Raw genomic sequence first — 24,725 nt, 5'->3', positions numbered from 1 at the left:
CGGGTGCGTCGGTGCTCCGCCGACTCCCCGCTGTCAGGCAGCTCAGAACTGCCAGGGGAACGGAGCCCAGTCCGGCTTGCGCTTCTCCAGGAAGGCGTCGCGCCCCTCCACGGCCTCGTCGGTGCCGTACGCGAGGCGGGTGGCCTCGCCCGCGAAGACCTGCTGGCCGACGAGCCCGTCGTCGACGGCGTTGAAGGCGAACTTCAGCATGCGGATGGCGGTCGGTGACTTGCCGAGGATGGTGCGGGCCCAGGCGACCCCCGTCTGCTCGAGCTCGGCATGCGGGACGACCGCGTTGATCGCGCCCGCCTGCAGCGCGCGCTCCGCGTCGTACTCCTGGGCGAGGAAGAACACCTCGCGGGCGAACTTCTGACCCACCTGCTTGGCGAAGTACGCACTCCCGTACCCAGCGTCGAAGGAACCGACGTCGGCGTCGGTCTGCTTGAACCGCGCGTGTTCCCGACTCGCGATCGACAGGTCGCACACGACGCCGAGGGAGTGCCCGCCGCCCGCGGACCACCCGGGAACGAGGTTGATGACGACCTTCGGCATGAAGCGGATGAGGCGCTGGACCTCGAGGATGTGCAGGCGACCGTTGCGCGCGGCGTCGATGCCGCTCGCCGTCTCGTCATCCGCGGCGTCGTCGCTCGCGTAGCGGTAGCCGTCGCGACCACGGATGCGCTGGTCGCCGCCCGAGCAGAACGCCCAGCCGCCGTCCTTCGCGCTCGGACCGTTGCCGGTGAGCAGCACCACCCCGACCGTCGGGCTCTGGCGAGCGTGGTCGAGCGCGCGGTACAGCTCGTCGACGGTGTGCGGGCGGAAGGCGTTGCGCACCTCGGGCCGGTCGAACGCGATGCGCACGAAGCCGCCCTCGCGCGCGACGTGGTACGTCAGATCGGTGAGGTCCTCGAACCCCGGTACGACGTCCCAGATCTCCGGGTCGAACAGTTCGGACACTCGATCGCTCATGCGTCCAGCCTAGGCACTACTTCGGCTTGTCGAGGTCCGCGTAGGGCTTGAGCGCTTCCAGGTAGTCGGCGCGGTCCGCCTCCTTCAGGAGCGCATACGAGTCGAGGTGCAGCTCGACACCCTCCGCCGCCATGTCGTAGTAGTCGACGTCGAACTCGCGGTCCTTCGCGACCGTGCCGGCCGAATCGAGCGTGAGATCGACGATGCTCGTCCGGAAGTCGCCGGCCCCCGTGATGGCGTTGTAGGTGTGCAGGTCCCACAGCGCCTGGGTGTCGAGGGTCTCGCCGCCGTACCGCTCGGTGAGCTCGCCCGGCTCACGCCAGGAGGACGGTGCGTTCTGCATGTCGAGGTTCGCGATGCCGTACCGGAGCAGGACCTGCCGGATGAGCTCGACGACCCGCGACTTCTCCTCGAAGGTCCGCACGGTCGTCGTCGTCTGCCACACCGGTGCCGTGTACTCGAAGAGCATGGAGTCCCCGCCGTACCCGTTCTGATCGACCTCCGTCTCGGCAGGCTGTCGCTCCACCCAGTCGAACCCGAACTCGGCGGTCAACGCCGTCCGGATCTCCGCGAGCATCTCGTCGGACGTCCCGACGAAGTCCTCGTAGCTCGGCCCGTCGAGGGTCTCCTTCGCGTCGACGTAGGCGGATCCCGGGTAGGTGTCCCAGATCGGGTCGTGCTCCTCGTCGCCGCTGCCGCCGGCGGAGGAGCCATCCCCTGCCCGGTCTGGGGCGAGACCACCGACCGCCATCGCCGTGACCGGGTTGACGACGAGGATGAGCACCAACGCCAGCACGCCCCAGCGGCGCCGTACCTTCCGGCGGATGACGATGACACTCCCGACGAGCAGCACGATCTGCACGACGACGACGAGGACGAACGCCACGAGGATGGCCCAGGCCCCCTCGCCGGGCCGGTAGCTCACGGCCAGCAGGACGGTGAAGAGGGTGACGGCCACCACCGCGCCGAGCAGGGCGAGCGGCGAGAAGGAGGCGGCGACACCCCGACTCCGCGCGCCGAGTCCGTCCCGACCCGTCGGGGATGCACCGGCGGCAGGCGGGTGGGCCGCCGGACTCCGCTCGCCGTCGTCGGCCGGGATCGCCGCGGAATTGGGTTGCGAGGCAGCCGCGCGCTCCGCCGCCTTCCGTCGACGGCGCGACGACGGCTTCCGCGATGACGGCTGCCGCGATGCGGGCTGCCGCGGCGTCCGTCGTCCACGGGACCCCGGACGACGGAACCTGGCGGTCTCCGCCTCCAGCTCCTCGGGGGTGCGTTCCGGGGCGGCAGGCGCTGGCGCGGTCGAGGACGCGGCTGCCGGCGGCGCCCCGGGGATCGGCGGTGCGTTCGGATCGCGCGGCTCATCGGAGGATCCGCCGGACGCTTTCTCGATCACCGGGAGCACCTCGGCCTCGGGGCTCGGCTCGAAGATCGGCTCGGGCACCGAGAAGGCGGCTGGTTCGTCCGCGGGCACGCTTCGCCGATCGCCGGGCGTCGGCTTGCGTCGGGAGAACAGCGGCACGGGATCGATTGTGTCACGGGCGTCCCGCGACGGCTTCCGACGCGGGGGTGCAGGATGGGGTCATGCAAGCGAACCTCGACGACGTCCTCGCCACCGCCCGCGTGGTCTCCATCCCCCTCCGCGTCCGGTTCCGGGGCATCGACACCCGCGAGGCCGTCCTCTTCCGCGGGCCCGCCGGGTGGACGGAGTTCTCCCCCTTCGTCGAGTACGACGACCAGGAGTCGGCCGCGTGGCTCCGGGCCGCCATCGACTTCGGCTGGTCGGACCTCCCGCCCCTCCACCGGGATCGCATCCTCGTGAACGCGACGGTCCCGGCGGTGGACGCGGCGGACGTGCCGTCGATCCTCTCCCGCTTCCCGGGCTGCCGGACCGCGAAGGTGAAGGTGGCCGAGCGCGGGCAGGTGCTCGCCGACGACGTCGCGCGCGTCGCCGCCGTCCGGCGGGCCATCGGACCCGAGGGTCGCCTGCGCGTCGACGCCAACACCAACTGGAACGTCGACGAGGCCGAACACGCCATCCGTGCCCTCGAACCCTTCGACCTCGAGTACGTCGAGCAGCCCTGCGCGACCGTCACGGAACTCGCCGAGATCCGTGAACGGGTCTCCTCACTCGACGTCGCCATCGCGGCGGACGAGAGCGTCCGTAAAGCCGAGGACCCCCTGGCCGTGGCTCGCGCCGGCGCCGCCGACCTGCTCGTCGTGAAGGCGCAGCCACTCGGCGGCGTGCACGCCGCGCTCCGCATCGCGGGCGAGGCCGGCCTGCCGATCGTCGTCTCGAGCGCCCTCGACACCTCCGTCGGCATCTCCATGGGTGCCCACCTCGCGGCGGCCCTGCCGGAACTCGACTACGACTGCGGGCTCGCCACCACCGCGCTCCTCGGCGGCGATGTGACGACCGCACCGCTCGATCCCGTGGACGGCGGCATCGGCGTCCGGCGCGTCGAGGTGGACGTCGATCTCCTCGAGCACTTCACGGCGTCGCCGGAGCGCACGGCGTGGTGGCTCGACCGGCTCCGCCGAACCCACGCCTTGCTGGGCTGAGGCCCGGCGCAGGGACCTACAGGCCGCTGTAGGCGTGCAGACCCTTGAAGAACACGTTCACGACGACGAAGTTGAACATCACGGCGCTGAAGCCGATGATCGCGAGCGTGGCCGCGCGTGATCCGCGCCAGCCGCGCGTCGCCCTGGCGTGGATGTACCCGGCGAAGATCACCCAGATGATGAAGGTCCACACCTCCTTGGTGTCCCAGCCCCAGTACCGACCCCAGGCGCGCTCCGCCCAGATGGCACCGGCCATGAGCGTGAACGTCCAGAAGATGAAGCCGATGATGTTGACACGGTAGGCGAGGTTCTCGAGGCGCTCCGCGTTCGGGAGGGTGAGCAGGAAGCGCAGACGCCCGGAGCTCTGGGTGGGCTGTACGAGTCCGAGCCGGCGCTCGCGACGCCCCTGCAGGAGCTGCACGACGCTCAACGCGAAGCCGATGGCGAAGAACGCCGTGCCGAGGCTCGCGACGAACACGTGGATGACGAGCCACGCCGACTGCAGCGCCGGCGGCAGCGGGACGACCTCGACGTAGAAGTTCGCGGTGGCGAGGCCGAGGAGCACGGTCACGAGGCCGATCACGAAGCTGCCGAGGAAACGGAGGTCCACGCGCGCGATGACCACGAGGAACACCGCGACGATGAGCAGCGTGCCCGTCATCGCGAACTCGTACATGTTCGCCCACGGGACGCGACCGGCGGCGATACCGCGCGTCACGTCCGCGACGAGGTGGAGCAGGAAGGCGATGACGGTGAGCGAGACCCCGACCCGGAGGCTCGGCGACTTGCGCGACGCCTGCTGCTCGGGCTCGTCCGAGGGACGGCGGGTCTTGCGCGGGACACCGTCGCTCGTGACGATGGGCGCGGCGGTCCGCGCCGCGGCGGAGGCGAGTGCACCGACGCGTTCCTCGGCGGCTGCCGACCGTTCCAGCTCGGCCCGCTCGGCCGCGTCGATCGCCGCGGTGACCTCGGCGCTGCGGCGCGCGAGGTCGAACGTGAAGGCGATGAACGCCAGCGCGTAGACGGCGACGGCCGACCAGAGGCAGAGGTTCGAGATTTCGACGAGGGTCACGGGGTGATTCTACCTTCGGGTTCGGACGGGACAGGCGTTGGACTGTGCGCTTCGGCGATCGCCGCGACGGCCGCTTCGAGGCCTGGGTCCTCGCCGCGGGCGAGTCCGGCGTATTCGAGGGAGACGGTGCCGTCGCTCCCGGTCACGGCCTTCACCCAGACGCGGCGTCTGGCGACGAAGAGCGAGGTGATGAGGCCGGACAGGGCGAGGATGGCGAACGCGAGCACCCACAGCTGAGTCGGGTCGTGGTGCACGTCGAACGACGCGAACCGCTTGACGGAGCCGGCGTAGTTCTCGGTCGACGGGTTGGCGGCGACGTTGTCGAACGAGACGGTGCCGAGTCCGTTCGGCAGGTCGGTGATCTGCCCCGGCGTGAGTTCGATCGACTCGACGCCGGTGTCGCCACCGGTCAGCTGCTTCATGTCGTCGACGTCGAGCGCGTAGACCGACTTCGGAGCACCGGCGTTGATACCGAGGTCGCCGGAGTAGACGTTGAGCGTCAGCACCGGATAGGCGAGGTCGGGGTAGGACGAGAAGAACGGCGGCTTGGAAGCGGCCTGCGTCGGGTAGAAGAACCCGATCATGCCGAGCTGCTCCGCCAGTCCGTCCGGGACCTTGACGATGCCCAGCGAGGTGAGCTGGGCGTCCTGCGGCAGGAACGGGATGGAGTCGCTGAACACGACCTTGCCCTCGGGATCGCGGACGGTGATCGTCGGCGCGTAGCCGTTGCCGAGCAGGTAGACGTCGGTGCCCTCGAACCGCAGCGGATCGTTGACCTTGATCGTCGCGTCCTGCGGCTTCCCGCCGGGCGAGGTCGTCGTGACCTTCGCGCGGTAGTCGATCGCCTGGCCGTACGCGTCGAGGTTCTCGGTCTCGTAGGTGACGCCGAACTCGTCGAGTGTCAACTTGTAGGGTGCCAGCTCCGACTCGTTGAAGAAGCGGCCGGGGTTGAACGAGTCGTAGTCGAGCAGGGTGTTGACGAAGGTCTGACCCTCGACGAGCACGCGCTGACCGGAGAACCCGAAACCGCCGCCGAAGCCGACCGTCACGAGGATGCCGACGAGGGCCGAGTGGAAGACGAGGTTGCCGGTCTCGCGGAGGAAGCCTCGTTCGGCGGACACCGATGCGGAGCCCTCCGCGTCGTAGCGCTCGACGCGGTAGCCCTGGCGTTTCAGCTGCTTCGTCGCATCGTCGATGAGCTCGGTGGCGGTCGCCCCGCTGTCGTCGCTGCGACGCTCGAACGCGGAGAGCCGTGACAGGCGCGCGGGCGTCCGCGGTGGGCGGGAGCGCAGGGCGAGCCAGTGGTGCTTCGTCCGCGGGATCACGCAGCCGATGAGCGAGATGAACAGCAGCAGGTAGATCGCGGAGAACCATGCCGAGCTGTAGACGTCGAACGCCTGCACCTTGTCGAGGACGGGCGCGAGGTCCGGGTTGTCGGTGAAGTACTGGGTGACGCCGTTCGGGTCACTCGACCGTTGCGGGACGAGCGAACCGGGCACCGCGGCGATCGCGAGGAGCAGCAGCAGGAAGAGCGCCGTGCGCATGCTCGTGAGCTGACGCCAGAAGAAGCGGAGCCAACCGACGAAGCCGAGCTTCGGCTGGTTGATGCCGTCGGCCGGAGCCGGGGCGGCGGAATCGATGTGATCAGAGGGGCGTGACAAGGCCGCTCATCACCCCCTGCAACGAGTACATCCAAGCGGACCAGAGACCAGACACCATCAACACACCGATCACGATGAGGAGCACGCCGCCGATGATGTTGATCGTGCGGATGTGCCGTTTGAGGAACGCCAACGACCCCGTGACCCAACCGAGTCCGAGCGCGACGAGCAGGAAGGGGATGCCGAGACCGAGGCAGTAGAACAGCCCGAGGAGTGCCCCGCGCCACGCGGAGCCGCCCGAGAGGGAGAGCGCGCTGATCGCGGTGAGCGTCGGGCCGAGGCAGGGCGTCCAGCCGATGGCGAAGACGAAGCCGAGCAGCGGCGCGCCGGCGAGGCCGGTGGCGGGTGCCCAGCTGGTGCGCACCGTGCGTTGCAGCCGCGAGAACTGTCCGATGAAGATGAGCCCCATCAGGATCACGACCGCACCGAGGACGCGGGTGATGACGCCCTCCCACTCGACGAACCAGGCGCCGATCGTCCCGACGAACGCCGCGATCGCCACGAACACGACGGTGAAGCCGAGGATGAAGAGGCTGACGCCGAGCAGCACGCGCCGGCGACCCGCACCGGAACGCCCCTCCTCGACCGTCGTCATCCCGCCGACGTACCCGAGGTAGCCGGGGACGAGCGGCAGGACGCACGGCGAGAGGAAGGACAGCAGACCGGCCGCGATGGCGATCGGGATCGCCACGAGGAGCTGGCCGCCGTAGACGAGCTCGCCGGGGCTCACTCTGGGGCGCTCTCGGCGATCGTGTCGCGGATGAGGGTGTCGAGGATGGTGCGGTCCTGCAGCTGCCCGAGGATGCGGGCGGCGACCCGACCTTCGGCGTCGAGGACGATGGTGGTCGGCACCGCGTTCGGCGGGACACTGCCCGTGAAGGCGAGCTTCGCCTCCCCGCTGTCGACGTCGAGGATGGAGGGGTAGGTGATGCCGAAGGTGCCGTTGAACGCCTTCGCGGTGTCGGCGGTGTCGCGGACGTTGACGCCGATGAAGGTGGCGCCCTGGTCGGTGTAGGCCTCGTTGAGCGCCTGCAGGTCCTTGGCCTCTGCGCGGCAGGGGGCGCAGGCGGCGTACCAGAAGTTCACGACGAGGACCTGGCCCGCGTGGTCGGCGGAGGAGATCTGCTCGCCGTCCTCGCCGACGCCCGAGAAGCTGATCGACTCACCGCGGTCGTCGAGCGCGACCTCCGTCACGCTGCCGTCGCCCGCGACGTACCCCTTGCTGCTGCCCTCGCGGTACTGGTCGGCGAGCGGGTCGCTCCCGCATGCCGTGAGCAGGAGTGCCCCGACGGCCAGCACGGCGGCGACGGCGGACGTCCTCGATCTGCGGGCCATCAGACGGCCCCGACATCGGTCGCACCGGACGACAGACGGGCGGCCGGATCGACGTAGCCGACCTCGACGAAGCCCTGCTCGGTCCGCTCGAAGGTGGTGATGCTCGACAGGGCGCACCGCCGCTTCCGCGGGTCGTGACGATACGGCGCCCCGACGACGGAGCTGTGCAGCATCCAGATCGGCAGCTGGTGACTGACGATGACGACGTCGCCCGACGGCGTCGCCCGCCAGGCGTCCTCGACGGCCGCGGTCATGCGGTTGACGATCGACGCGTACGGCTCGCCCCAGCTCGGACGCGACGGGTTGCGGAGCTTGGACCAGTTGAGCGGGTTCTTCAGGGCGCGGCTCATGCGCTTGCCCTCGAACTCGTTGAACGGTTCGATCACGCGCGGCTCGGAGACGACCGCGAGCCCGAACGCGGCGGCGACCGGTGCTGCGGACTCCTGGGTGCGCTGCAGCGGAGACGCGTAGAGCGCGGCCACCGTGCGATCACGGCTCACGAGGTCGTCCGCGGCGGCCTGCGCCATGCGCTCGCCGAGCTCCGACAGTCGGAATGCGGGGAGTCGACCGTAGAGCACACGAGAAGGATTGTGCACCTCGCCGTGACGCACGAGATGGATCTGGTCGGCTACCACCCTCCAAGTGTACGTTTCCCCAAGCTGCGGATTCACCGTGACCTCCGTCCAGGTCGGAGCCACGAGCGACGGCTAAGCTGTCGGGGTGAGTGAACGCGTCGTTGTGAAGAACCTGGCCGCCCTGTCCGACGGTCCCGTCACCGTCTCCGGATGGGTCGAGACCGTCCGCGACCAGAAGAAGGTGCAGTTCGTCGTCCTCCGCGACGAGAGCGGCGCCGTCCAGCTGGTGAACCCGGCTGTCCGCGAGGTCGACCCGGAGGTCGAGGGCTCGGCCGAGCGGCTCGCCACCACCGAGGCCATCTCCGCCCTCGCGCACGGCTCCTTCATCACCGTCACCGGTGAGCTCAAGCACGACGAGCGCGTCAAGCTCGGCGGCATCGAGGTCAAGGTCGCCACGCTCGAGGTCGTCACCGCCGCCAACCCTGAGACGCCGATCGCTGCTGACTCCTCGCTCGACAAGCGGCTCGACTGGCGCTTCCTCGACCTGCGCCAGCCGAAGCAGGCCCTGATCTTCCGCATCCAGACGACGTTCGAGCACGCACTGCGTCAGTACTGGATCGACAACGACTTCATCGAGATCCACACCCCGAAGCTCATGGCGAGCGCGAGCGAGTCGCGCGCCGAGCTCTTCGAGGTCGACTACTTCGAGGGCAAGGCGTACCTCGCGCAGTCCCCGCAGTTCTTCAAGCAGATGGCGCAGTCCGCCGGCTTCGGCAAGGTGTTCGAGGTCGGACCGGCGTTCCGCGCCGACCCGTCGTTCACCAGCCGACACGCGACCGAGTTCACGAGCGTCGACGCCGAGATCAGCTGGATCGAGTCCCACGAGGACGTCATGCAGCTGCACGAGGAGCTCCTCGTCGCCGGCTTCACGGCGGTCAAGGACAAGCACGGCGAGCAGATCTCCGAGCTCTTCGGCATCGAGCTCGAGGTCCCGTCGCGTCCGTTCCCGCGCATCCCGCTGGCCGAGGCCAAGCGCATCGTCGCCGAGCGCGGCTACGAGATCCCCCGCGCCGACGACGACATGGACCCCGAGGGCGAGCGTCAGATCGCGGCCTACGTCAAGGAGACCTTCGGTCACGACTTCGTCTTCCTGACCGACTACGCGTCGAGCATCCGGCCGTTCTACCACATGCGCAACGCCGAGGACGGCTCGCTCACCAACAGCTACGACCTCATCTACAACGGCGTCGAGATCTCCACGGGCGCGCAGCGCGAGCACCGCGTCGACGTCCTCGTCGAGCAGGCCAAGGAGAAGGGCCTGGAGCCCGAGGAGCTCGAGTTCTACCTCGACTTCTTCCGCTACGGCGTCCCGGCGCACGGCGGCTTCGGCATGGGCCTCGCCCGCGTGCTCATGCTCATGCTGCACGAGACCTCCATCCGCGAGGTCACCTACCTGTTCCGCGGCCCGACCCGCCTCGCCCCGTAACCCCGCAAGAAGGACGCCATGCAGATCGTCATCCTGTACGGGACCGAATCCGGCAACGCCGAACGCCTCGCCGGCGACCTCGGCAAGGCCATCGGTTCACAGCACCAGTGGCGCGTCGTCGACCTCGGCGACGTCGACCCCGCGGAGCTGTCGACCGACGAGATCCACATCTTCATCACGTCGACGTACGGCGACGGCCTCCTCGGTGAGACCGGCCAGATCTTCTACGAGGCGCTCGAGGAGTCCGACGTCGAGCTCGACGGGCTCCGGTACGCCATCTTCGGGCTGGGCGACAGCAGCTACGAGGACACGTACAACCAGGGCAGCTCGCTGCTCGACGCCATCCTCACCGAGCACGGCGCGACCCGCTTCGGCGAGTTCGGTCTGCACGACGACGGCGGGTTCGAGCGCAAGAAGGACGTCGCGCTCGCCTGGCTGCCCGGTGTGCTCGCCGCCGCAGAACAGCTGTAGACACCCTGGTGCCCGACGACGGTCCGGCCTATATTGACTTCTGACGGACACCTGTCGCGTGTTCGCGCGGTGCAATCGAGGAGTGCAGCATGGCTGGCAAGTTCGAGGTGTTCCAGGACAAGAGCGGCGGATACCGCTTCAATCTCAAGGCGGCGAACGGCGAGGTGATCGCCAGTTCCGAGAGCTACACGACGAAGGCCGCGGCTCACCAGGGCATCGCCTCCGTACGGGCCAACGCGGCTGATGCAGTGATCGTCGAGCGCGACTCCTGATCGAGGTCGACCCGGAGCACGCGGCGGCGCTCGTCGAGCGACTGCGGACCGCGGGGTGCGTCTTCGCCGAGGACGAAGCGGCACTCCTGCTGGCCGAGGCACCTGATCACGGACGACTCGAACGGATGGTCGCAGCACGGGTCGCCGGACGGCCGCTCGAACACGTCCTCGGCTGGGTCGCGTTCCGAGGCCGCCGGGTGGTCGTCGCGGACGGGGTCTTCGTGCCGAGGCGACGGACCGAGCTCCTGGTCGACGTCGCCCTCCCACGCCTCCGGAACGGTTCGACAGTCGTCGAGCTCTGCTGCGGCGCCGCGGCCGTCGGGAGTGCACTCCTCACCGAGGCGCCCGGCCCGATCGACCTCTGGGCGTCGGACATCGACCTCGCCGCGGTGTACTGCGCCCGGCGCAACGTCGAGCCACTCGGTGGGCACGCCCTGCCCGGAGACCTGTTCGACGGGCTCCCCGGGGCGCTCGCGGGGCGCGTGGACCTCCTGCTCGCGAACGCTCCCTATGTACCGTCGGCGTCGATGGCCACGATGCCCCCGGAGGCCAGGGAGCACGAAGCCGTGATCGCCCTCGACGGCGGCGCCGACGGGCTCGACGTGCAGCGTCGGATCATCATGCAGACCCCCGACTGGCTCTCGCCGACCGGCGCCGTCCTGATCGAGACGAGCGAACGTCAGGCCCCCGAGACCGCCGCGCTCATGCGGGCGGCGGGCCTCACGGCGTCGATCGTCCGCGACGACGAGTTCGACGGCACCGTCGCCGTCGGCGTCATGGCCTGAGTCCTGCGCGCGCGGGGCTCAATCGAGCTGGAAGTCGACCGCGGAGCGCTCAACGACGAGCTGACGGACGATCTGCACCACGCGGACGTGCTCCGGGTGGACCTGGTAGCGCTCCAGCGCCTCGAGGCTCGGGTAGTCGCCGACCAGCACGACGTCCCAGTTGCTCTCGGGGTAGGCGATGTTGCGCCCGACCTGGAGGCGCTCGATGTCGTCCGGCATGAACCCGGCGAGTGCCTCGAGTTCGGACTGCATGGTGGCGAACGCCGCGTCGCGCTCGGCGTCGTCCGTAGCTGCCAGCTTCCAACTGACGATGTGGCGGATGGTCACTGGGCCCCCAAGGGTCGATGTGGATGGATGGACGTGCGGATCAGTCGGCGAGCAACGCGGACCGCAAGCGGTCGGGGTCGATGCGCCAGTAGTTGTGGACCCTGCCGTCGATGAGGACGACGGGGATCTCCTCCCAGTGGCGGTCGTGGAGCGCGGGATCGTCGAGGATCGAGAGCTCCTCGCGTTCGATCGTCGGGCCGTCGGACGGGAGGCCTGCGACCACCTCGTCGATCACGGCACGGGCGTCGTCGCAGAGGTGACAGCCGGGCTTGCCGATGAGCGTGACGTGCAGAGTGGACACCTCCACAACTGTACGGGGTGCCCGAGGTCGCAGCACATCCAGGGAGCCGACACGTGTGGTGTTTCACGAAGGCATCTGACACGATGCCGGAATGATGATGCCGTTGAACCCAGGACTGAGAACCATGTGGAGTGAAACCATCAGGCTCAGACACTCTGGCATGCGCCGGTCGAGGTCCGTTGTCATTGAGTGATGCCTACACATTCGGAAGCCGCGACCATCCTCGGCGAGCGGTTGCGGGCCGCCCGCAACGAGCGACAGCTGACCCTCGAGGACCTGGGCGTGCTGGCCGGGATGCACTGGACGAACATCGGCAAGATCGAGCGAGGGCAGGTGCACCCGAGCGTGGAGACGCTCGTCCGGCTGAGTACCGCGCTCGACCTCGACCCGGCCCCGTTCATCACGGGCCTCAACGCCGACATGTACCCGGGGCGGGCGCACAAGCTGACGGCACGCGATCTGCTGGCCGCTCGCCGCGACCAGGAACGCTGACCCGCGCGTCGGAGACCACTCCCCTCCACCCGCCGGCGTCCATCAGAAGGTGACCCGCCAGAGGTACTGGTGACCACCGGGACGGAACCAGGACACCTGCACACTGGTCGCGCGGGCCAGCTCGGTGCCCAACACCTCGAACTCCAGGGCGCTCCCCGGCGTCAACCGACACGGTTCCAGTGGGGCGAGGAGTCCGGGCCCGATCAGGCGCAGCACGACCCAGTGCACGGCTTCGTCACCGACGTTCCGGAGTCGATAGCGAGGTGCGTCGTCTCGTTCGACGACGAACGGCACCCGGTACGCGAGCTCGCGTCGGTTGCGGTGGACGGTTGGCGGGAGATCGCGGGTCATGCGACGAACCTACGAAGGACCGCCGACGATCTCGGGGCGACGGACCGCGTGCCGCGACGCGCTGTGGATCAGTCCCGTCCGGCCTCGCCTGTGGAGGAACCTCGACGCCACTCGACCCGCGGAGACCCCCGCCACGACCGGCGAACGAGACGAGCACCTCGACAACGCCAGAAAGCGCCTTACCCCAATGGGTAGGCGCTTCCGGTGGACGAAGAGTCGTCAGGCGCTCCGAACGGAGCAGCCGGCTACTTCTTGTTGCGGCGCTGGTGACGGGTCTTGCGAAGCAGCTTGCGGTGCTTCTTCTTCGCCATACGCTTGCGGCGCTTCTTGATAACAGAACCCACGGATTTACCTCACAGAATTGGGGGGCTTGGCCGCAGGGATCGCGACCGAAGAGAACAAGTCTTGTTGCCAGTCTAGCCGATTGCAGCGCGCGTCGTTCACACGCCGTACGCCTGCAGGCTGCTAGGAGCGGGAAACGCCTCAGCCGACGTCGGCGACCGGGCGCTGCCGGACGGCGTCGACGGCGGTCTCCGGCACCCGGAACGACTTCCCGAACCGGATGGCCGGGAGCTCCCCCGAATGCACCAGGCGATACACGGTCATCTTGGACACCCGCATCATCTCGGCGACTTCGGCCACGGTGAGGAAGCGGACGTCGGCAGTGTCCTGCGTCATCGAACCCCTCCCGCGCCTCTGGAAACCCGCTTGAACGGCGCCCCGAGGACCGGAACGCCGCATGGCAACTCTAGAGGGCCGACGCCCGCCCTGTACATCCCCTGTGTGAACGGGGGGCAGGCTACGGGCGGAGCTTCTTCGTGACCGACTGCACCGCATGGGTCACGTCCGCGGCGACCTTGCCGACCGATCCCGCGACCGCCTTGGCCTGGTCCGGGAGTGACAGCGCCGCGAAATCGACACCGTCGTCCTGGTAGTCGACGCTGAGGAACGGGATGAGCCAGTCCTCCACGTCCTCGAGCGGCGCCGAGTCCAGGCTGTAGTAGCGGTGCTGGCCCTCCTCGCGCACCTCCACGAGCTCTGCCTCGCGCAGGACCTTGAGATGCTTGGACACCGTCGGCTGGCTGAGGCCGAGCTGCGCGACGATCTCGGAGACGCTCGTCCCGGTGCCACCGTGCCGTTCGAGCAGCAGCGCGAGGATGTCCCGCCTGGTGGTGTCAGCGATCACGTCGAAAATGTCGGCCATGCTCCAACGATAGTGATGGAGCGCACGGAGTACCATTGCCTCCGGCGCAGTCCTGAGGTGTTGAGGGGTCAGATGAGCGGCAATGCCATGGGTCGTCGTCCCTCGATCACCGTCCGTCACGGACTCGCGAGGGTCAGGGAGGCCGTCAGCGACTTCGCCGCGAAGTCGACCTCGCGGTTCGCCATCCTCGTGTTCAGCTTCCTGATCTTCGTCTTCACGATGCTGTTCTCGCTCCCCATCGCGAGCGCCGACCGCCAGGTGACCCCGATCGCCGACGCGCTCTTCACCGCCGTCTCCGTCATCTGCGTCACCGGGCTCTCGACCGTCGACATGGCCACGCACTGGTCGCTCTTCGGTCACGTGCTCGTGTTCATCGGCGTCCAGATCGGCGCGCTCGGCGTCCTGACCCTGGCCTCGATCCTCGGGTTCGTGATCGCACGACGACTCGGGCTCCGCCAGAAGCTCATGGCGGCGAGCGACACGAACCCCCTGCGGTCGCACCACGGCCCCGTCGCCGAGGGTCAGGCCGTCCGGCTCGGGGAGATCGGCAACCTGCTCGTCACCGTCGCCGTCAGCGCCCTCGTGATCGAGGCGGCCCTGGCGGTCCTGCTCTTCCCGCGCATGCTGCTCGACGGCATCAACCCCTGGGACGCCGCCTGGAACAGCGTCTACTACGCCGCCATGGCCTTCACCAACACGGGTTTCACGCCGAACGCCGAGGGCCTCGCGGCCTTCGAGAACGACTACTGGTTCCTCAGCATCCTCATGCTCGGGGTCTTCCTCGGCAGCATCGGCTTCCCGGTCATCTACGCGCTGAGCCGCAACTTCCGTCGGCCGAGCCGCTGGTCGCTGCACGTCAAGCTCACGCTCGTCACGACGATCATCCTGTTCTTCGCCGGGGCGCTCGCCTTCATCCTGCTCGAGTTCAACAACCCCGAGACCTGGAACAAGTGGAACCTCTGGGACACGATCTTCCAGGGGTTCTTCCTGTCGGCCATGACGCGGTCGGGTGGCTTCTCCACCGTGGACATCGGCGACCTCAACGGCTCGACCCTGCTCGTCGCCGACATGCTCATGTTCATCGGCGGTGGTTCCGCCTCGACCGCCGGCGGCATCAAGGTCACGACGCTCGCCGTGCTGTTCCTGGCCGCGTTCGCCGAGGCCCGGGGCCGCGAGGGTGTCGAGGTCTTCCGCCGCCGGATCCCGCAGGACGTGCTCCGCGTCGCGGTCAGCGTCGTCCTCTGGGGTGCGACGATCGTCGCCCTGTCGACGATCGTCATCCTGCAGATGACGAAGGCTCCGCTCGACCACGTGCTGTTCGACGTCATCTCCGCCTTCGCGACCGTCGGGCTGAGCACCGGACTCGTCGCGGACCTGCCCGACGCCGGAGTGTACGTCCTCGCCGTCACCATGTTCCTGGGCCGCGTTGGTACAGTGACACTCGCTGCAGCCGTGGCCGCGAGTCAGAGCGGCCAGCTGTTCAAACGACCCGAAGAGAGGCCCATCGTTGGTTGACCGCATCAAGCACGACGCCCCGGTCCTCGTCATCGGACTCGGTCGGTTCGGTGCGGCCTGTGCCGGCGAACTCGACCGCCTCGACCGCGAGGTGCTCGCGATCGACGACAACTCCGACCTCGTGCAGAAGTGGTCCGACCGGGTCACGCACACCGTGCAGGCCGACGCGAAGAACATCGAGGCACTCCGGCAGATCGGCGCGCAGGACTTCTCGGTCGCGGTCGTCGCGGTCGGCTCCTCCATCGAGGCGAGCGTGCTCATCACCGCCAACCTCGTCGACCTCAAGATCCCGCAGATCTGGGCCAAGGCCGTCTCGCAGTCGCACGGCAAGATCCTCGCCCGGGTGGGGGCGAGCCACGTCATCTACCCCGAGCGCGAGGCCGGCGAACGCGTCGCCCACCTCGTGTCGGGCCGCATGCTCGACTTCATCCAGTTCGACGACGACTTCGCGCTCGTCAAGATGTACCCGCCGAAGCCCATCCGCGGGCTGAACCTGACGGAGTCGGGCGTCCGCACCAAGTACCGGATCACCGTCGTCGGGGTGAAGTCACCGGGGAAGCCGTTCACCTACGCGACCGCCGACACCGTCGTGTCGAACCACGACCTCATCATCGTCTCCGGCACGTCCGCCGACATCGAACGCTTCGCCTCGCTCGAAGGCTGAGGCCTCAGCCCAGGTCGCGCGCGTAGCAGCGCGACCGGGGCTCGTCGACGTACGGCCCGAACGCTTCGATCGGGTGGTACCCCTCGCGCTCGTAGAAGCGCATCGCGTCCGGCTGCTCCGTGCCGGTCTCGAGGAGGAGCTGCCCCAGTCCGAGCCGCCGCGCCTCGTCCTCGAGTGCACGGAGGAGCGCGATGGCGACGCCGGTCCCCCGGGCGTGCTCGACGACGTACATGCGCTTGATCTCCGCGCTCCCCTCGCCGAGCATCCGCAGGCCGCCGCAACCGAGCGGGGCGTCGTCGACGTCGCTGGCGACCAGGAAGAGCGTGATGTCGGCTGCGGTCGGCGGTGTCCCGGGTTCGTGATCGTCGCTTCCGTATCGCGCGTCGAGTTCGCGGCGTTGGGCGGCCCGCAGCGCGGTTCCCGCCTCGTCGTCCCACGCCACCCGGCTGATCCTGATCGTCATGCGTGTCCTCCAGTTATTCCGTAACAAGCATTACGGTAACATCGGTTCCGAGGTGGTGACGACATGGCCAGGACGATGGACCCCGATGCCCAGGCGCGGATCTCGCGCGCGGTCTGGGAGGTACTGGGTGAACGCGGGCCGCACGGGTTGACCCTCCGCGCGGTCGCGGAGCAGGCCGGGTGCACGACCGGTCTCGTCCTCCATCGCTTCCCCGACAAGCGCGCGCTCCTGCTGCACGCTAGAGACCTGCTCCACGACCGGACGGCGGCGCGGACCGAGGCGCTCGAAGCCGAAGCCGCGACCCCGCGCGACGCGCTGCGCGCCGTCCTCCGGCAGGCCCTCTCACTCACGGACGAGACGCGCCAGGAGGCCCGGGTCTGGCTCGGCTACCTCGCGGCGGCCCTCGACGACGAGGTCCTGGCCGAACGGCACCGTGCGGGTCATGGCGTGTTCGTCGCCCGCACCCGGCGCCTCGTGGCCGGGATCCGCCCCGAGCTCACCGAGGCCGAGGTCGCCGCGACGGCCACCGTCGTCGTCGGCTTCATCGAGGGCGTCAGCACCCTGAGCACAGCCGACGACGACCACTACGACGCCTCGGCCCAGCTCGCCGCGCTGGACCGGCTACTGCTCATCCTCGGGCTCGACGGGACGGGTCAGGTGTGATCGTCGTGGAACGGTGGGCGGATGCTCCGGCTCATCGTCGCGAGCGATTCGCCGAGCTCCTCGAGGAGTACCACCGCCGGACCGAGCACGAGAAGCTCCTCGGCCGAGAACCGCGTCCGGAGGATTCCGCTCCGACGATCACCCTCCCCGACCGCTACCGGGTCGAGATCACCGACCCGAGCACCGCCTTCGCCTCCGAGGAGATCCTCCTGGCCGTCGAGGACGACCGGGTGCTCGGCTGCGCCGTCCTGACGGACGGCCCGTCGCCGGAGCTCAAGCGACTCTGGGTCGCCCCCGACGCTCGTCGCAGGGGCGTGGCCGCAACCCTGCTCGAGGCCGCGACGACCGTCTCGCGGCTGCGGGGCGACGACACCGTGCGTCTCTCCGTGTGGCACTGGCGCTCCGCCGCGATCGCGCTCTACCGGCGGTCCGGCTTCGTGGCGGTCGCTTCCTGGGACGGCAGACCCGGCCTCGACTGCTTCGTGCGGACCTTCGACTGATCGGGTCGCCGTCGGCTCAGGACGCCGACAGCTCCTCGGCGCGCGCGATGGCGGCTGCTGTGGCGCGGTCGAACGTCTCGCTGAAGCCCGCCTCGGCGAGCACGGCGAGCGCCCGTTCCGTCGTCCCCTTGGGGCTCGTGACGTTGATCCGCAGCTGCTCGGCGCTCTCCCCCGTCGTCGCGAGGAGTTCCGTCGCGCCGCGGAAGGTTCCGTTGACCATCACGGACGCCTGCTCGGGGGTGAATCCGAGGCCGATCGCCGTCCGGGTCAGTTCCTCGATGAGGTAGTAGACGTACGCCGGACCGGAACCGGAGATGGCACTGAGGGCGTCGATCTTCGATTCGGGGATGACGACCACCTGGCCGACGGTCTCGAAGAGCGCGGTGACGACGGCGAGGTCGTCCTCACTCGACCGGGTACCCGGCGCGAGCCCGGTGACGCCGAGCCCGACGTAGGACGGGGTGTTCGGCATGGAGCGGAGGACCGACACCGACTCCGGCAGGGCGGCCTCGAAGGCCGCACCGCGGATGCCGGCGGCGAGGCTCACGACGATCGTGCCAGGCTGCAACGCGTCGGCGATCTCGGCAAGGAGGTCGGCGACCAGGTAGGGCTTCACGCCGATCAGGACGATCTTCGCCGCGGCTGCCGCCCGACGGTTGCCGTCGGCGTCCTGCTCGAGGGCGATCGAGGTGACGCCGGGCAGCTCGGCCAGAGCCTCCGCCTTGGCGATGGTCCGGTTCGTCACCGTGATGCCACCGTCGACCTCGACACCCGGCTGGACGAGACCGCGGAGGACGGCCCCTCCCATCGAACCGGCTCCGAGGATGGCGATGCTGGGCAGGCTGATCGTTTCACTCACCCTGCGAGTCTAGGCACCTGCATGCTCGGCGGCACGTGCGCGGCCGGCTCAGTCGGCGAGGCAGGCGCCCGACGGGACCGCGGACTGCAGCGACCCGGCGAGCGCGACGACGGGCAGGACCTCGTCCATCGCGAGCGCGTACCCGACCGGCGCGGAGTTCGCGTCGCGGGCGAAGATCACGCCGGCCACCTCACCGGACTCGGTGAGGAGCGGGCCACCGGAGTTGCCCGGCTGCACCGTCCCGGACAGCGTCACGACCTGACGGCTCGTCGGGTTGTTCCCGCTGATGTCGGCGACGAGGCTCGGCCCCACCACGATGACCTGTGCGCCGCCGGCCGTGTACGGACCACCGAACGGATACCCGGCGACGACGGCGTTCGAACCGGGAGCAGGGTTCGGTGCGAGCGGCAGCGATCGGGCGCCGAGGTCGTCGACGCGGATGACGGCGAGGTCGTCGACCGGATCGAAGTAGACGATCCGCCCTTCCCTGGGCATGGCCCCCGGGACCTCGACGACCGGGTTCGTCACGCCGGCGAGGACGTGCGCGTTCGTCATGACCAGGTCGTCGGCGAAGACGAAGCCGCTTCCGGTGAGGCTCCGCGAGCAGGACTCGGCGGTGCCGCTGATGCGCACCACGGACGCGGAGGCCGTCTGCAGCGCCGGCGTCGAGGTGTCGAGCTGCGGGGCGGCGGGCACGTCCGCGGTTCCACCGAAGGCCTCGATGACGCGTTGGGCCCCACCGTCGACCACCGTGGAGCGGAGCTGCGCGAGCGTGCTCTTCACCTGCACGGGCGTGACGCGGTCGATCGTGCCGATCACCGCGGACGACCCGACCGCCTGGGCGAGCAGCGGGATGCCGAGGGATCCGACACCGAGGGCCGCGGTCACGAGGACGAGTGCGGTGACGACGAGGTTGAGGGCGGCCCCGAGCAGCCGCTCCAGACCGCGCAGCGGGGTCTTGCGGACGACGGAGCCGATGGCGCCGCCGATGAACGCACCGATCGTGTAGCCGACGGCGAGGACGACCACCGCCGCCGCGACCGCCGCCCAGCCACGCCAGGCCGCGTCCGGCACCCACGAGGCGACGAGCGGGATCGCGAAGAAGGCGCCGACCCCACCGGCTGCCAGCCCGACGAGCCCGCCGAGGCTCCCGAGGAGCCCCGCACGCCACCCGCGGATCAGGAAGCCGATCAGGACGACGACGAGGATGATGTCGAGGATCACGCCGGGTTGCATCCTGCGATCCTGCCATCACCCGCCGACAACGGGCTCCGGAAGTGCTGGGAGCGGCCGCATCCGGTCACCGAGCCTGCCGAGGCGCTGGGATCTCCGGGGCCTGTGCGCCCTCAGGGGGCTCCGACGCCGCCCGCGCCTCGGAAGAAGTCGGTGAGGAGCGTCGAGCAGCGCTCGGCCTCCACGCCCGCGTAGACCTCGACACGGTGCTGCAGTCGCCGGTCGCGCAGGACGTCGTAGACGGAACCGACCGCGCCCGCCTTCTCGTCCCAGGCTCCGAAGACGACCCGCGGGATCCGGGCGGCGAGGATCGCGCCGGCGCACATGACGCAGGGTTCGAGCGTGACGACGAGCGTCAGCTCCGTGAGGTGCCAGTCGGCCAGCGCGGTCGCGGCGGCGCGGATGGCGACCACCTCGGCGTGGGCGGTCGGATCGGTGTGCAGTTCGCGCTCGTTACGCCCGACGGAGACGACCGTGCCGTCCGGGGCGACGAGCACCGCGCCCACCGGGACGTCGTCGCTGGCCAGGGCCGCCTCGGCCTCGGCGATGGCGAGGTCCATCCACACGGCGAACTCGGCCGGTGCGTGCATCCGTCATCTCCCCGAAATCCTGGTCGCCGCGCGAGCGACTAGATTGATCGTATGCGAGTGCACGTAGCCGACCACCCACTCATCACCCACAAGCTCACGGTGCTCCGCGACAAGACCACACCGTCACCGGTGTTCCGTGCCCTCACCGAGGAGCTCGTCACACTGCTCGCCTACGAGGCGACACGCGGTGTCACGGTCGAGGAGATCACGATCCAGACGCCCGTCACCGAGACGGTCGGCGTCAAGATCAGCGAGCCGCGTCCGCTCGTGGTCCCGATCCTGCGGGCCGGCCTCGGCATGCTCGAGGGCATGGTGAAGCTGCTCCCCACCGCGGAGGTCGGCTTCCTCGGCATGGTGCGCAACGAGGAGACCCTCGAACCCACCACCTACGCGGAGCGCCTCCCCGACGACCTGTCCGACCGCCAGTGCTTCGTGCTCGACCCGATGCTCGCGACCGGCGGCTCGCTCGCGGCGGCCATCGACTTCCTCTTCCAGCGCGGCGCGATGCACGTCACCGCCATCTGCCTGCTCGCCGCTCCTGAGGGCCTCGAGCGCCTCGAGGCCGAGACGGCCGGCAAGGACGTCACCATCGTCCTGGGCGCCCTCGACGAGAAGCTCGACGAGAACGGCTACATCGTCCCCGGGCTCGGCGACGCCGGCGACCGCCTCTACGGCGTCGTCTGACCCCTGCTCCCGCCGACATGAGGCGGATCGTCGTCCATCCCCGCGATGGACGACGATCCGCCTCATCTCAGTTGTGCCGCCGGCTGGCAATCCCCGAGTAACACGACGTCATCTTCCGCTCGCACTTGACAGGATCCGGGGGATTCCTGTTGTATTGCGGACTATGACGACCAACGCGCCCACCCCGACCTCCTTCGAGGCCCCTGGGAACGCCGGCATGATGATGCCCGGCCGCGCTGTCATGTGCTGTCGAATGTGTCGCTGATCCGACTCCTCCAGCACCGGTAGCGATCCACACGGATCCGCTCGACTGCTCCCAGCACCTCCGAGTCCGCCGCTCCCCCACCAGGTGAGCCGACTCCCGGACGTACCCGTCCGTACCCGGCCGACGCGCCACTTCCCGGATCGCGGGACCGCAACTGCCCACCGGCAGGCGGGATCACCCCGAGCGCATCGCGCACGATCCGTCGTAGCATCATCACTCCCGAGGACCTCGCACTCATGTCTCTTGCAGCCGTTCAGACCACCCGCCCCACCCGCCAGCTCACCGCCGTCGAGGACGCACCTCGGGCCGCGACCCCGCACGTCCGCGCCGTTCCGGCCGGCCCCGAAGCCCGAGGCTTCGTCCTCTACGTCGGCCTCGACGAGGCGAAGGCGGCGGCCGCAGGCACGAGCCTCGGTGAGATCGTCGAGGCCATCAAGGCCCTGACAGCCCAGTTCGCTCCGGAGGCCGAGACGCACGCTGCCGTCGCCCTCGCGCCTCGCGGTGCCGGCGGACGCGACCTCGACGTCGTCCGGCTCGCCCTCCAGGACCCGTCGGCACTCGCGGCCCACCGCGACGAGGTCGACGAGGAGGAGCAGGACCGCGCCCACGCCGGTGTCGTCGTCGACATCTCCCGGAAGCGCCTCGTCCTCGACAACGAGGCTGCGCCGCTCACGTACAAGGAGTTCGAGCTCCTCCAGTACCTCGTCCTCCGCGAGGGTCGCACGATCGAGCGCGCCGAACTCATCTCCTCCCTGTGGCGCGCCGGCGACGACGAAGAGGTCCCGAACGAGCGGACCATCGACGTCCACGTGCGTCGCCTCCGCGCCAAGCTCGGCCGCTACGAGGACATCGTCCGCACCGTGCGCGGCGTCGGCTACCGCTTCGACCGCCACGCGGACGTCTCCATCCGCTACGCCAGCACCCCGTCGCCCGACCTGTTCTGAGCCGGATCGGCGTCCCAGGGACGAGACGACGGGCCCGGTGAGTGGGTGTTCCACTCGCCGGGCCCGTCGGACGTCCTGCGTCAGATGACGCGCGGCTTCTTCGGCTTCTCGCCCGGTGCCGGGACCGGGCGCATCGCGAGCTTCCACACGCCGAAGACGGCGATCGCGCCGGCGACGACGAAGAGCACGAGCGCGAACCAGGGCGCACTGGCCGCCTCACCGAGCACGACGATGCCGATGCCGACGGCGACGAGTGGGTCGACGACGGTGAGGCCCGCGACCACCAGGTCCGGCTGTCCGCTCTGGTGGGCCTTCTGGACGAAGAACCCGCCCACCCCGGCGGCGACGAGCAATGCGATGATGCCGACGACGGTGAGACCCTCGAAGTTCTGCGTGATGACCCGGTTGATGACGACCTTCGCGAGGGTCACGACGAAGCCGTACAGGACGCCTGCCGCGACCACGTAGAACACCGTGTGCAGCTTCCGGCGCCACAGCGCATAGGCACCCGCGAGGGCGAGGGTCACCACGGTCAGCATGATGAGGATGATGATGAGCTGCGGCTGACGGATCGGCTCCTCGACCGCGTAGAGCGCGGCGACGATCACGAAGAGGCCGATACCGGCGACGCACAGCACCATCGCGCGGGTCTGCTCCTTGGTGATCTTCACCCGGGTGACCCTGGCGTTCAACAGCGCCGTGATCACGAGGGCGATCGCCCCGAGCGGCTGCACGACGATGAGCGGCGCGAAGGCCAGCGCGACGAGCTGGAAGACGATGGCCAGACCGAGCAGCAGGGTCCCGATGAGCCAGGACGGACGACCGAGCAGCTGCGGGAGCTGCTTCAGCCCGAACGCCGACGAGGCCGCCTCGACCTTCCCGACACCTCGGGACTGGAGCTGGGTCCCCACCGCCAGGAAGAAGGCACCGACGAGGGCGATCGGGATGCCGATCGCCTGGTACGGCGTGACGCTGATCGCGGGGATGTCGAGATCGACCGCGGCCCGCGCGGACTGCGCGACGATGCCGGTGGTGCCCGACAGCAGCAGGGCGCCGGCCGCGAGGACCGGGAACGAGGTCGCCGCCATCACTTCGCCGCCGCGCTCGTGCCGACGGCCGCCGTCTCGGCGTCACCGAGTTTGTTCTCCGGTACCACCTTGGAGTCCTGGCTCGGAAAGACGACCTTCTGCACGATGATGATGATCGACGCGGCGACCGGGATCGCGACGAGGGCGCCGAGGATGCCGCCGAGTGCGCCGCCGCCGAAGGCCGCGATGACGACGAGCGCGCCGGGGACCGCGACCGCCTTGTTCATGATCCGCGGGCTCAGGACGTACGCCTCGAGCTGCATGTAGATCAGGTAGTAGATGATCGCGATGAGCGCGGTGACCGGCGAGACGAAGAGGCAGAGCGCGCTGTTCACGATCGAGGCGCTCAGCGTTCCGACGAGCGGGATCATCGAGCCGATGAACGCCAGCAGGGCGAGCAGCGGCGGGAAGGGCGCTCCGATGATGCTGAGGAAGATGAAGCTCAGCACACCGTTGACGAGCGCGAGCCCGACCTGTCCGACGACGTAGCGTCCGACGGCCTGCGTGATCTCCTCGAGCACCTGCGCGAAGCCCTCGCGGCGGTAGGCGGGGAGGAAGCGGTACGTGACGGCCTTCATCGAGCGCAGCGACGCAAGGAAGTACAGGGTCAGGATGAGGACGATGATCGAGCCGGTGATGCCCGATGCGACGCCCGCACCGACCGCGACGATGCCGCCACCGATGTTCAGGAGGTTGTTGGGGTCCTTGAGGAAGGAGAACGCGTCGTTGAGCGCCGAGTCGATGTCGAGCGTGTTCCCGATCGTGTTCTGCACCCACGCGACGAAGTCGCTGTTGAGGAACTGCTGCGAGATCCGGGGGTAGTCGCTCACGAAGTTCGAGATCTGCGTCACGAGCAGCGGCACGATCGCGAAGATGATCCCGACGAACGCGCCGATCACGGCGAGGAAGACGACGGCGATGGCGAGGCCACGCGGCAGCTTCTGCTCCAACCAGGACACGAGCGGGTCCAGGCCGAGCGCGATGAACAGTGCGACGCCGACGTAGATGAGCGTGGTGCTGAGCTGCGTGACGATGCTGCCGATCACGAGCGCGACGAGCACGCCGATACCGCCGACGAGGCCGATGCGGAACGCGTTGATGCGCACGCTCGGAGCCGAGGGTTGGAGGGCCGCGACCACGGCGGCCGACGGCGGTGAGGAGGCTGCGGCCTTCGCCGCGCGTTCCTGCTTGGCCTCCTGGTGCTTGGCGCGCCTGGCCTCGCGCTCCTCCGGGGTGGAGGAGAACCCGGGCAACCGGAGTTTGGGGGTCTTCATCGTGCGGTCTCCTCGGTGGTGATGCGATCGTGGTGCTGGGGGCGTTCACATGGATCGCCGCTCTGTGCCTACAGTAGTGAGACGGAGCCCGGCTCGCAGATGTCACGGTCGGGTGTGACGAAA

The 24,725-nt window shown here is 69.3% G+C and carries 31 protein-coding genes; 12 read left to right on the top strand and 19 right to left on the bottom strand.

The features are described from left to right. Nucleotides 1-42: 42 nt before the first annotated feature. The gene (locus tag B9Y95_RS18075) at nucleotides 43-969 is read right to left on the bottom strand and encodes a 1,4-dihydroxy-2-naphthoyl-CoA synthase (protein WP_064294597.1); all 927 of its coding nucleotides are present in this window, start codon (nucleotides 967-969) and stop codon (nucleotides 43-45) included. A 16-nt stretch (nucleotides 970-985) separates the two neighbouring features. Then, complete coding sequence (locus B9Y95_RS18070; RefSeq protein ID WP_085514026.1) at nucleotides 986-2,488, bottom strand: hypothetical protein; 1,503 nt, start codon at nucleotides 2,486-2,488, stop codon at nucleotides 986-988. A gap of 62 nt (nucleotides 2,489-2,550) precedes the next feature. Here B9Y95_RS18070 and B9Y95_RS18065 point away from each other — a divergent pair, with 62 nt between their 5' ends. Further along, on the top strand, nucleotides 2,551-3,528 hold the full coding sequence (locus B9Y95_RS18065) for an o-succinylbenzoate synthase (RefSeq protein ID WP_085514023.1): 978 nt from the start codon (nucleotides 2,551-2,553) through the stop codon (nucleotides 3,526-3,528). Nucleotides 3,529-3,544: 16 nt separating this feature from the next. On the opposite strand, the gene ccsB is transcribed toward B9Y95_RS18065, so the two are convergent. Genes ccsB through B9Y95_RS18040 form a run of 5 tightly spaced genes read right to left on the bottom strand, consistent with a single transcriptional unit; the run spans nucleotide 3,545 to nucleotide 8,231 of the window. After that, complete coding sequence (gene ccsB, locus B9Y95_RS18060) at nucleotides 3,545-4,600, bottom strand: c-type cytochrome biogenesis protein CcsB (RefSeq protein ID WP_079706648.1); 1,056 nt, start codon at nucleotides 4,598-4,600, stop codon at nucleotides 3,545-3,547. After that, a complete protein-coding gene (resB, locus tag B9Y95_RS18055) occupies nucleotides 4,597-6,261 on the bottom strand; it encodes a cytochrome c biogenesis protein ResB (protein ID WP_085514021.1) in 1,665 nt (554 codons plus the stop codon). The genes ccsB and resB overlap by 4 nt, the downstream gene beginning before the upstream one ends. After that, on the bottom strand, nucleotides 6,245-6,991 hold the full coding sequence (locus B9Y95_RS18050; protein WP_079706647.1) for a cytochrome c biogenesis CcdA family protein: 747 nt from the start codon (nucleotides 6,989-6,991) through the stop codon (nucleotides 6,245-6,247). Before B9Y95_RS18050 ends, resB begins: the two co-directional genes overlap by 17 nt. Continuing rightward, nucleotides 6,988-7,596, bottom strand: coding sequence for a TlpA family protein disulfide reductase (locus B9Y95_RS18045; protein WP_085514018.1), 609 nt, complete (start codon nucleotides 7,594-7,596; stop codon nucleotides 6,988-6,990). The genes B9Y95_RS18050 and B9Y95_RS18045 overlap by 4 nt, the downstream gene beginning before the upstream one ends. Continuing rightward, nucleotides 7,596-8,231 carry a histidine phosphatase family protein gene (locus B9Y95_RS18040; RefSeq protein ID WP_085514016.1) on the bottom strand — a complete coding sequence of 212 codons (636 nt, stop codon included), beginning with the start codon at nucleotides 8,229-8,231 and terminating at the stop codon, nucleotides 7,596-7,598. The genes B9Y95_RS18045 and B9Y95_RS18040 overlap by 1 nt, the downstream gene beginning before the upstream one ends. A gap of 85 nt (nucleotides 8,232-8,316) precedes the next feature. Here B9Y95_RS18040 and aspS point away from each other — a divergent pair, with 85 nt between their 5' ends. The 4 genes from aspS (at nucleotide 8,317) to B9Y95_RS18020 (ending at nucleotide 11,185) form a co-directional block, all read left to right on the top strand. Continuing rightward, complete coding sequence (aspS, locus tag B9Y95_RS18035; RefSeq protein ID WP_085514014.1) at nucleotides 8,317-9,657, top strand: aspartate--tRNA(Asn) ligase; 1,341 nt, start codon at nucleotides 8,317-8,319, stop codon at nucleotides 9,655-9,657. 18 nt (nucleotides 9,658-9,675) lie between these two features. Then, complete coding sequence (locus B9Y95_RS18030) at nucleotides 9,676-10,128, top strand: flavodoxin domain-containing protein (RefSeq protein WP_085514012.1); 453 nt, start codon at nucleotides 9,676-9,678, stop codon at nucleotides 10,126-10,128. Between the two features lie 89 nt (nucleotides 10,129-10,217). Continuing rightward, nucleotides 10,218-10,400, top strand: a complete 183-nt coding sequence (locus B9Y95_RS18025; RefSeq protein WP_085514010.1) for a YegP family protein — start codon at nucleotides 10,218-10,220, stop codon at nucleotides 10,398-10,400. Then, a complete protein-coding gene (locus tag B9Y95_RS18020; protein ID WP_085514009.1) occupies nucleotides 10,397-11,185 on the top strand; it encodes a putative protein N(5)-glutamine methyltransferase in 789 nt (262 codons plus the stop codon). Before B9Y95_RS18025 ends, B9Y95_RS18020 begins: the two co-directional genes overlap by 4 nt. A gap of 18 nt (nucleotides 11,186-11,203) precedes the next feature. Here the strand turns inward: B9Y95_RS18020 and B9Y95_RS18015 are convergent, their stop codons facing one another. Further along, nucleotides 11,204-11,512, bottom strand: a complete 309-nt coding sequence (locus tag B9Y95_RS18015; protein ID WP_085514006.1) for a Dabb family protein — start codon at nucleotides 11,510-11,512, stop codon at nucleotides 11,204-11,206. A gap of 40 nt (nucleotides 11,513-11,552) precedes the next feature. Then, a complete protein-coding gene (locus B9Y95_RS18010) occupies nucleotides 11,553-11,813 on the bottom strand; it encodes a glutaredoxin family protein (RefSeq protein WP_064294609.1) in 261 nt (86 codons plus the stop codon). A 192-nt stretch (nucleotides 11,814-12,005) separates the two neighbouring features. On the opposite strand from B9Y95_RS18010, the gene B9Y95_RS18005 reads away from it, so the two are divergent. Continuing rightward, nucleotides 12,006-12,305 (top strand): helix-turn-helix domain-containing protein, encoded by a 300-nt coding sequence (locus B9Y95_RS18005; RefSeq protein WP_064294610.1) that lies wholly within the window; start codon nucleotides 12,006-12,008, stop codon nucleotides 12,303-12,305. Between the two features lie 42 nt (nucleotides 12,306-12,347). Here the strand turns inward: B9Y95_RS18005 and B9Y95_RS18000 are convergent, their stop codons facing one another. From B9Y95_RS18000 to B9Y95_RS17985, 4 genes are all read right to left on the bottom strand, one after another. Next, complete coding sequence (locus B9Y95_RS18000; RefSeq protein ID WP_079706639.1) at nucleotides 12,348-12,656, bottom strand: hypothetical protein; 309 nt, start codon at nucleotides 12,654-12,656, stop codon at nucleotides 12,348-12,350. Nucleotides 12,657-12,901: 245 nt separating this feature from the next. Next, nucleotides 12,902-13,000: a 30S ribosomal protein bS22 gene (locus tag B9Y95_RS17995; protein WP_003792170.1), complete on the bottom strand. Its 99-nt coding sequence runs from the start codon at nucleotides 12,998-13,000 to the stop codon at nucleotides 12,902-12,904. 139 nt (nucleotides 13,001-13,139) lie between these two features. Further along, complete coding sequence (locus B9Y95_RS17990; RefSeq protein ID WP_079706638.1) at nucleotides 13,140-13,334, bottom strand: helix-turn-helix domain-containing protein; 195 nt, start codon at nucleotides 13,332-13,334, stop codon at nucleotides 13,140-13,142. A 121-nt stretch (nucleotides 13,335-13,455) separates the two neighbouring features. Beyond that, nucleotides 13,456-13,860 carry an ArsR/SmtB family transcription factor gene (locus B9Y95_RS17985; protein WP_064294613.1) on the bottom strand — a complete coding sequence of 135 codons (405 nt, stop codon included), beginning with the start codon at nucleotides 13,858-13,860 and terminating at the stop codon, nucleotides 13,456-13,458. A 72-nt stretch (nucleotides 13,861-13,932) separates the two neighbouring features. Between B9Y95_RS17985 and B9Y95_RS17980 the strand changes: the two genes are divergently transcribed. Next, nucleotides 13,933-15,375 (top strand): TrkH family potassium uptake protein, encoded by a 1,443-nt coding sequence (locus B9Y95_RS17980; RefSeq protein WP_079706637.1) that lies wholly within the window; start codon nucleotides 13,933-13,935, stop codon nucleotides 15,373-15,375. After that, complete coding sequence (locus B9Y95_RS17975) at nucleotides 15,368-16,039, top strand: potassium channel family protein (RefSeq protein WP_056013885.1); 672 nt, start codon at nucleotides 15,368-15,370, stop codon at nucleotides 16,037-16,039. The genes B9Y95_RS17980 and B9Y95_RS17975 overlap by 8 nt, the downstream gene beginning before the upstream one ends. 4 nt (nucleotides 16,040-16,043) lie before the next feature. Here the strand turns inward: B9Y95_RS17975 and B9Y95_RS17970 are convergent, their stop codons facing one another. Continuing rightward, nucleotides 16,044-16,502, bottom strand: coding sequence for a GNAT family N-acetyltransferase (locus tag B9Y95_RS17970; protein ID WP_085514004.1), 459 nt, complete (start codon nucleotides 16,500-16,502; stop codon nucleotides 16,044-16,046). A 63-nt stretch (nucleotides 16,503-16,565) separates the two neighbouring features. Here B9Y95_RS17970 and B9Y95_RS17965 point away from each other — a divergent pair, with 63 nt between their 5' ends. Together B9Y95_RS17965 and B9Y95_RS17960 are read left to right on the top strand one after the other, a co-directional pair. Then, nucleotides 16,566-17,165: a TetR/AcrR family transcriptional regulator gene (locus B9Y95_RS17965; RefSeq protein ID WP_085514001.1), complete on the top strand. Its 600-nt coding sequence runs from the start codon at nucleotides 16,566-16,568 to the stop codon at nucleotides 17,163-17,165. Then, nucleotides 17,162-17,665 (top strand): GNAT family N-acetyltransferase, encoded by a 504-nt coding sequence (locus tag B9Y95_RS17960; RefSeq protein WP_085513999.1) that lies wholly within the window; start codon nucleotides 17,162-17,164, stop codon nucleotides 17,663-17,665. Before B9Y95_RS17965 ends, B9Y95_RS17960 begins: the two co-directional genes overlap by 4 nt. 16 nt (nucleotides 17,666-17,681) lie before the next feature. On the opposite strand, the gene proC is transcribed toward B9Y95_RS17960, so the two are convergent. The 3 genes from proC to tadA form a co-directional block, all read right to left on the bottom strand. Next, on the bottom strand, nucleotides 17,682-18,524 hold the full coding sequence (gene proC / locus B9Y95_RS17955) for a pyrroline-5-carboxylate reductase (RefSeq protein ID WP_085513996.1): 843 nt from the start codon (nucleotides 18,522-18,524) through the stop codon (nucleotides 17,682-17,684). Between the two features lie 48 nt (nucleotides 18,525-18,572). Further along, nucleotides 18,573-19,760 (bottom strand): MarP family serine protease, encoded by a 1,188-nt coding sequence (locus B9Y95_RS17950; protein WP_085513994.1) that lies wholly within the window; start codon nucleotides 19,758-19,760, stop codon nucleotides 18,573-18,575. A 110-nt stretch (nucleotides 19,761-19,870) separates the two neighbouring features. Next, nucleotides 19,871-20,347, bottom strand: a complete 477-nt coding sequence (tadA, locus tag B9Y95_RS17945; RefSeq protein ID WP_085513991.1) for a tRNA adenosine(34) deaminase TadA — start codon at nucleotides 20,345-20,347, stop codon at nucleotides 19,871-19,873. Nucleotides 20,348-20,398: 51 nt separating this feature from the next. On the opposite strand from tadA, the gene upp reads away from it, so the two are divergent. After that, nucleotides 20,399-21,031 (top strand): uracil phosphoribosyltransferase, encoded by a 633-nt coding sequence (gene upp / locus B9Y95_RS17940; RefSeq protein ID WP_064294620.1) that lies wholly within the window; start codon nucleotides 20,399-20,401, stop codon nucleotides 21,029-21,031. Nucleotides 21,032-21,532: 501 nt separating this feature from the next. Beyond that, on the top strand, nucleotides 21,533-22,240 hold the full coding sequence (locus B9Y95_RS17935; RefSeq protein WP_079706629.1) for a winged helix-turn-helix domain-containing protein: 708 nt from the start codon (nucleotides 21,533-21,535) through the stop codon (nucleotides 22,238-22,240). Between the two features lie 80 nt (nucleotides 22,241-22,320). Here the strand turns inward: B9Y95_RS17935 and B9Y95_RS17930 are convergent, their stop codons facing one another. Continuing rightward, nucleotides 22,321-23,328, bottom strand: a complete 1,008-nt coding sequence (locus tag B9Y95_RS17930) for a DMT family transporter (RefSeq protein ID WP_085513989.1) — start codon at nucleotides 23,326-23,328, stop codon at nucleotides 22,321-22,323. Further along, nucleotides 23,328-24,602, bottom strand: coding sequence for an AI-2E family transporter (locus B9Y95_RS17925; RefSeq protein ID WP_085513986.1), 1,275 nt, complete (start codon nucleotides 24,600-24,602; stop codon nucleotides 23,328-23,330). Before B9Y95_RS17925 ends, B9Y95_RS17930 begins: the two co-directional genes overlap by 1 nt. Nucleotides 24,603-24,725 lie beyond the last annotated feature (123 nt).

Source organism: Plantibacter flavus (genome assembly GCF_900177615.1).
In the GTDB taxonomy this organism is placed as follows: domain Bacteria; phylum Actinomycetota; class Actinomycetes; order Actinomycetales; family Microbacteriaceae; genus Plantibacter; species Plantibacter flavus.
Note: the sequence above shows the minus strand (reverse complement) of the source record. Positions and strands in the feature narration are given on the sequence as shown.

Excerpts from the sequence above, each read along its gene's own strand:
- B9Y95_RS18075 (WP_064294597.1), bottom strand. The coding sequence starts at position 969 with ATGAGCGATCGAGTGTCCGAACTGTTCGACCCGGAGATCTGGGACGTC.
- B9Y95_RS18065 (WP_085514023.1), top strand. The coding sequence starts at position 2,551 with ATGCAAGCGAACCTCGACGACGTCCTCGCCACCGCCCGCGTGGTCTCC.
- B9Y95_RS18045 (WP_085514018.1), bottom strand. The coding sequence starts at position 7,596 with ATGGCCCGCAGATCGAGGACGTCCGCCGTCGCCGCCGTGCTGGCCGTC.
- B9Y95_RS18030 (WP_085514012.1), top strand. The coding sequence starts at position 9,676 with ATGCAGATCGTCATCCTGTACGGGACCGAATCCGGCAACGCCGAACGC.
- B9Y95_RS18025 (WP_085514010.1), top strand. The coding sequence starts at position 10,218 with ATGGCTGGCAAGTTCGAGGTGTTCCAGGACAAGAGCGGCGGATACCGC.
- B9Y95_RS18005 (WP_064294610.1), top strand. The coding sequence starts at position 12,006 with ATGCCTACACATTCGGAAGCCGCGACCATCCTCGGCGAGCGGTTGCGG.
- B9Y95_RS18000 (WP_079706639.1), bottom strand. The coding sequence starts at position 12,656 with ATGACCCGCGATCTCCCGCCAACCGTCCACCGCAACCGACGCGAGCTC.
- B9Y95_RS17990 (WP_079706638.1), bottom strand. The coding sequence starts at position 13,334 with ATGACGCAGGACACTGCCGACGTCCGCTTCCTCACCGTGGCCGAAGTC.
- B9Y95_RS17985 (WP_064294613.1), bottom strand. The coding sequence starts at position 13,860 with ATGGCCGACATTTTCGACGTGATCGCTGACACCACCAGGCGGGACATC.
- B9Y95_RS17980 (WP_079706637.1), top strand. The coding sequence starts at position 13,933 with ATGAGCGGCAATGCCATGGGTCGTCGTCCCTCGATCACCGTCCGTCAC.
- B9Y95_RS17970 (WP_085514004.1), bottom strand. The coding sequence starts at position 16,502 with ATGACGATCAGGATCAGCCGGGTGGCGTGGGACGACGAGGCGGGAACC.
- B9Y95_RS17965 (WP_085514001.1), top strand. The coding sequence starts at position 16,566 with ATGGCCAGGACGATGGACCCCGATGCCCAGGCGCGGATCTCGCGCGCG.
- B9Y95_RS17950 (WP_085513994.1), bottom strand. The coding sequence starts at position 19,760 with ATGCAACCCGGCGTGATCCTCGACATCATCCTCGTCGTCGTCCTGATC.
- tadA (WP_085513991.1), bottom strand. The coding sequence starts at position 20,347 with ATGCACGCACCGGCCGAGTTCGCCGTGTGGATGGACCTCGCCATCGCC.
- upp (WP_064294620.1), top strand. The coding sequence starts at position 20,399 with ATGCGAGTGCACGTAGCCGACCACCCACTCATCACCCACAAGCTCACG.
- B9Y95_RS17935 (WP_079706629.1), top strand. The coding sequence starts at position 21,533 with ATGTCTCTTGCAGCCGTTCAGACCACCCGCCCCACCCGCCAGCTCACC.
- B9Y95_RS17930 (WP_085513989.1), bottom strand. The coding sequence starts at position 23,328 with ATGGCGGCGACCTCGTTCCCGGTCCTCGCGGCCGGCGCCCTGCTGCTG.
- B9Y95_RS17925 (WP_085513986.1), bottom strand. The coding sequence starts at position 24,602 with ATGAAGACCCCCAAACTCCGGTTGCCCGGGTTCTCCTCCACCCCGGAG.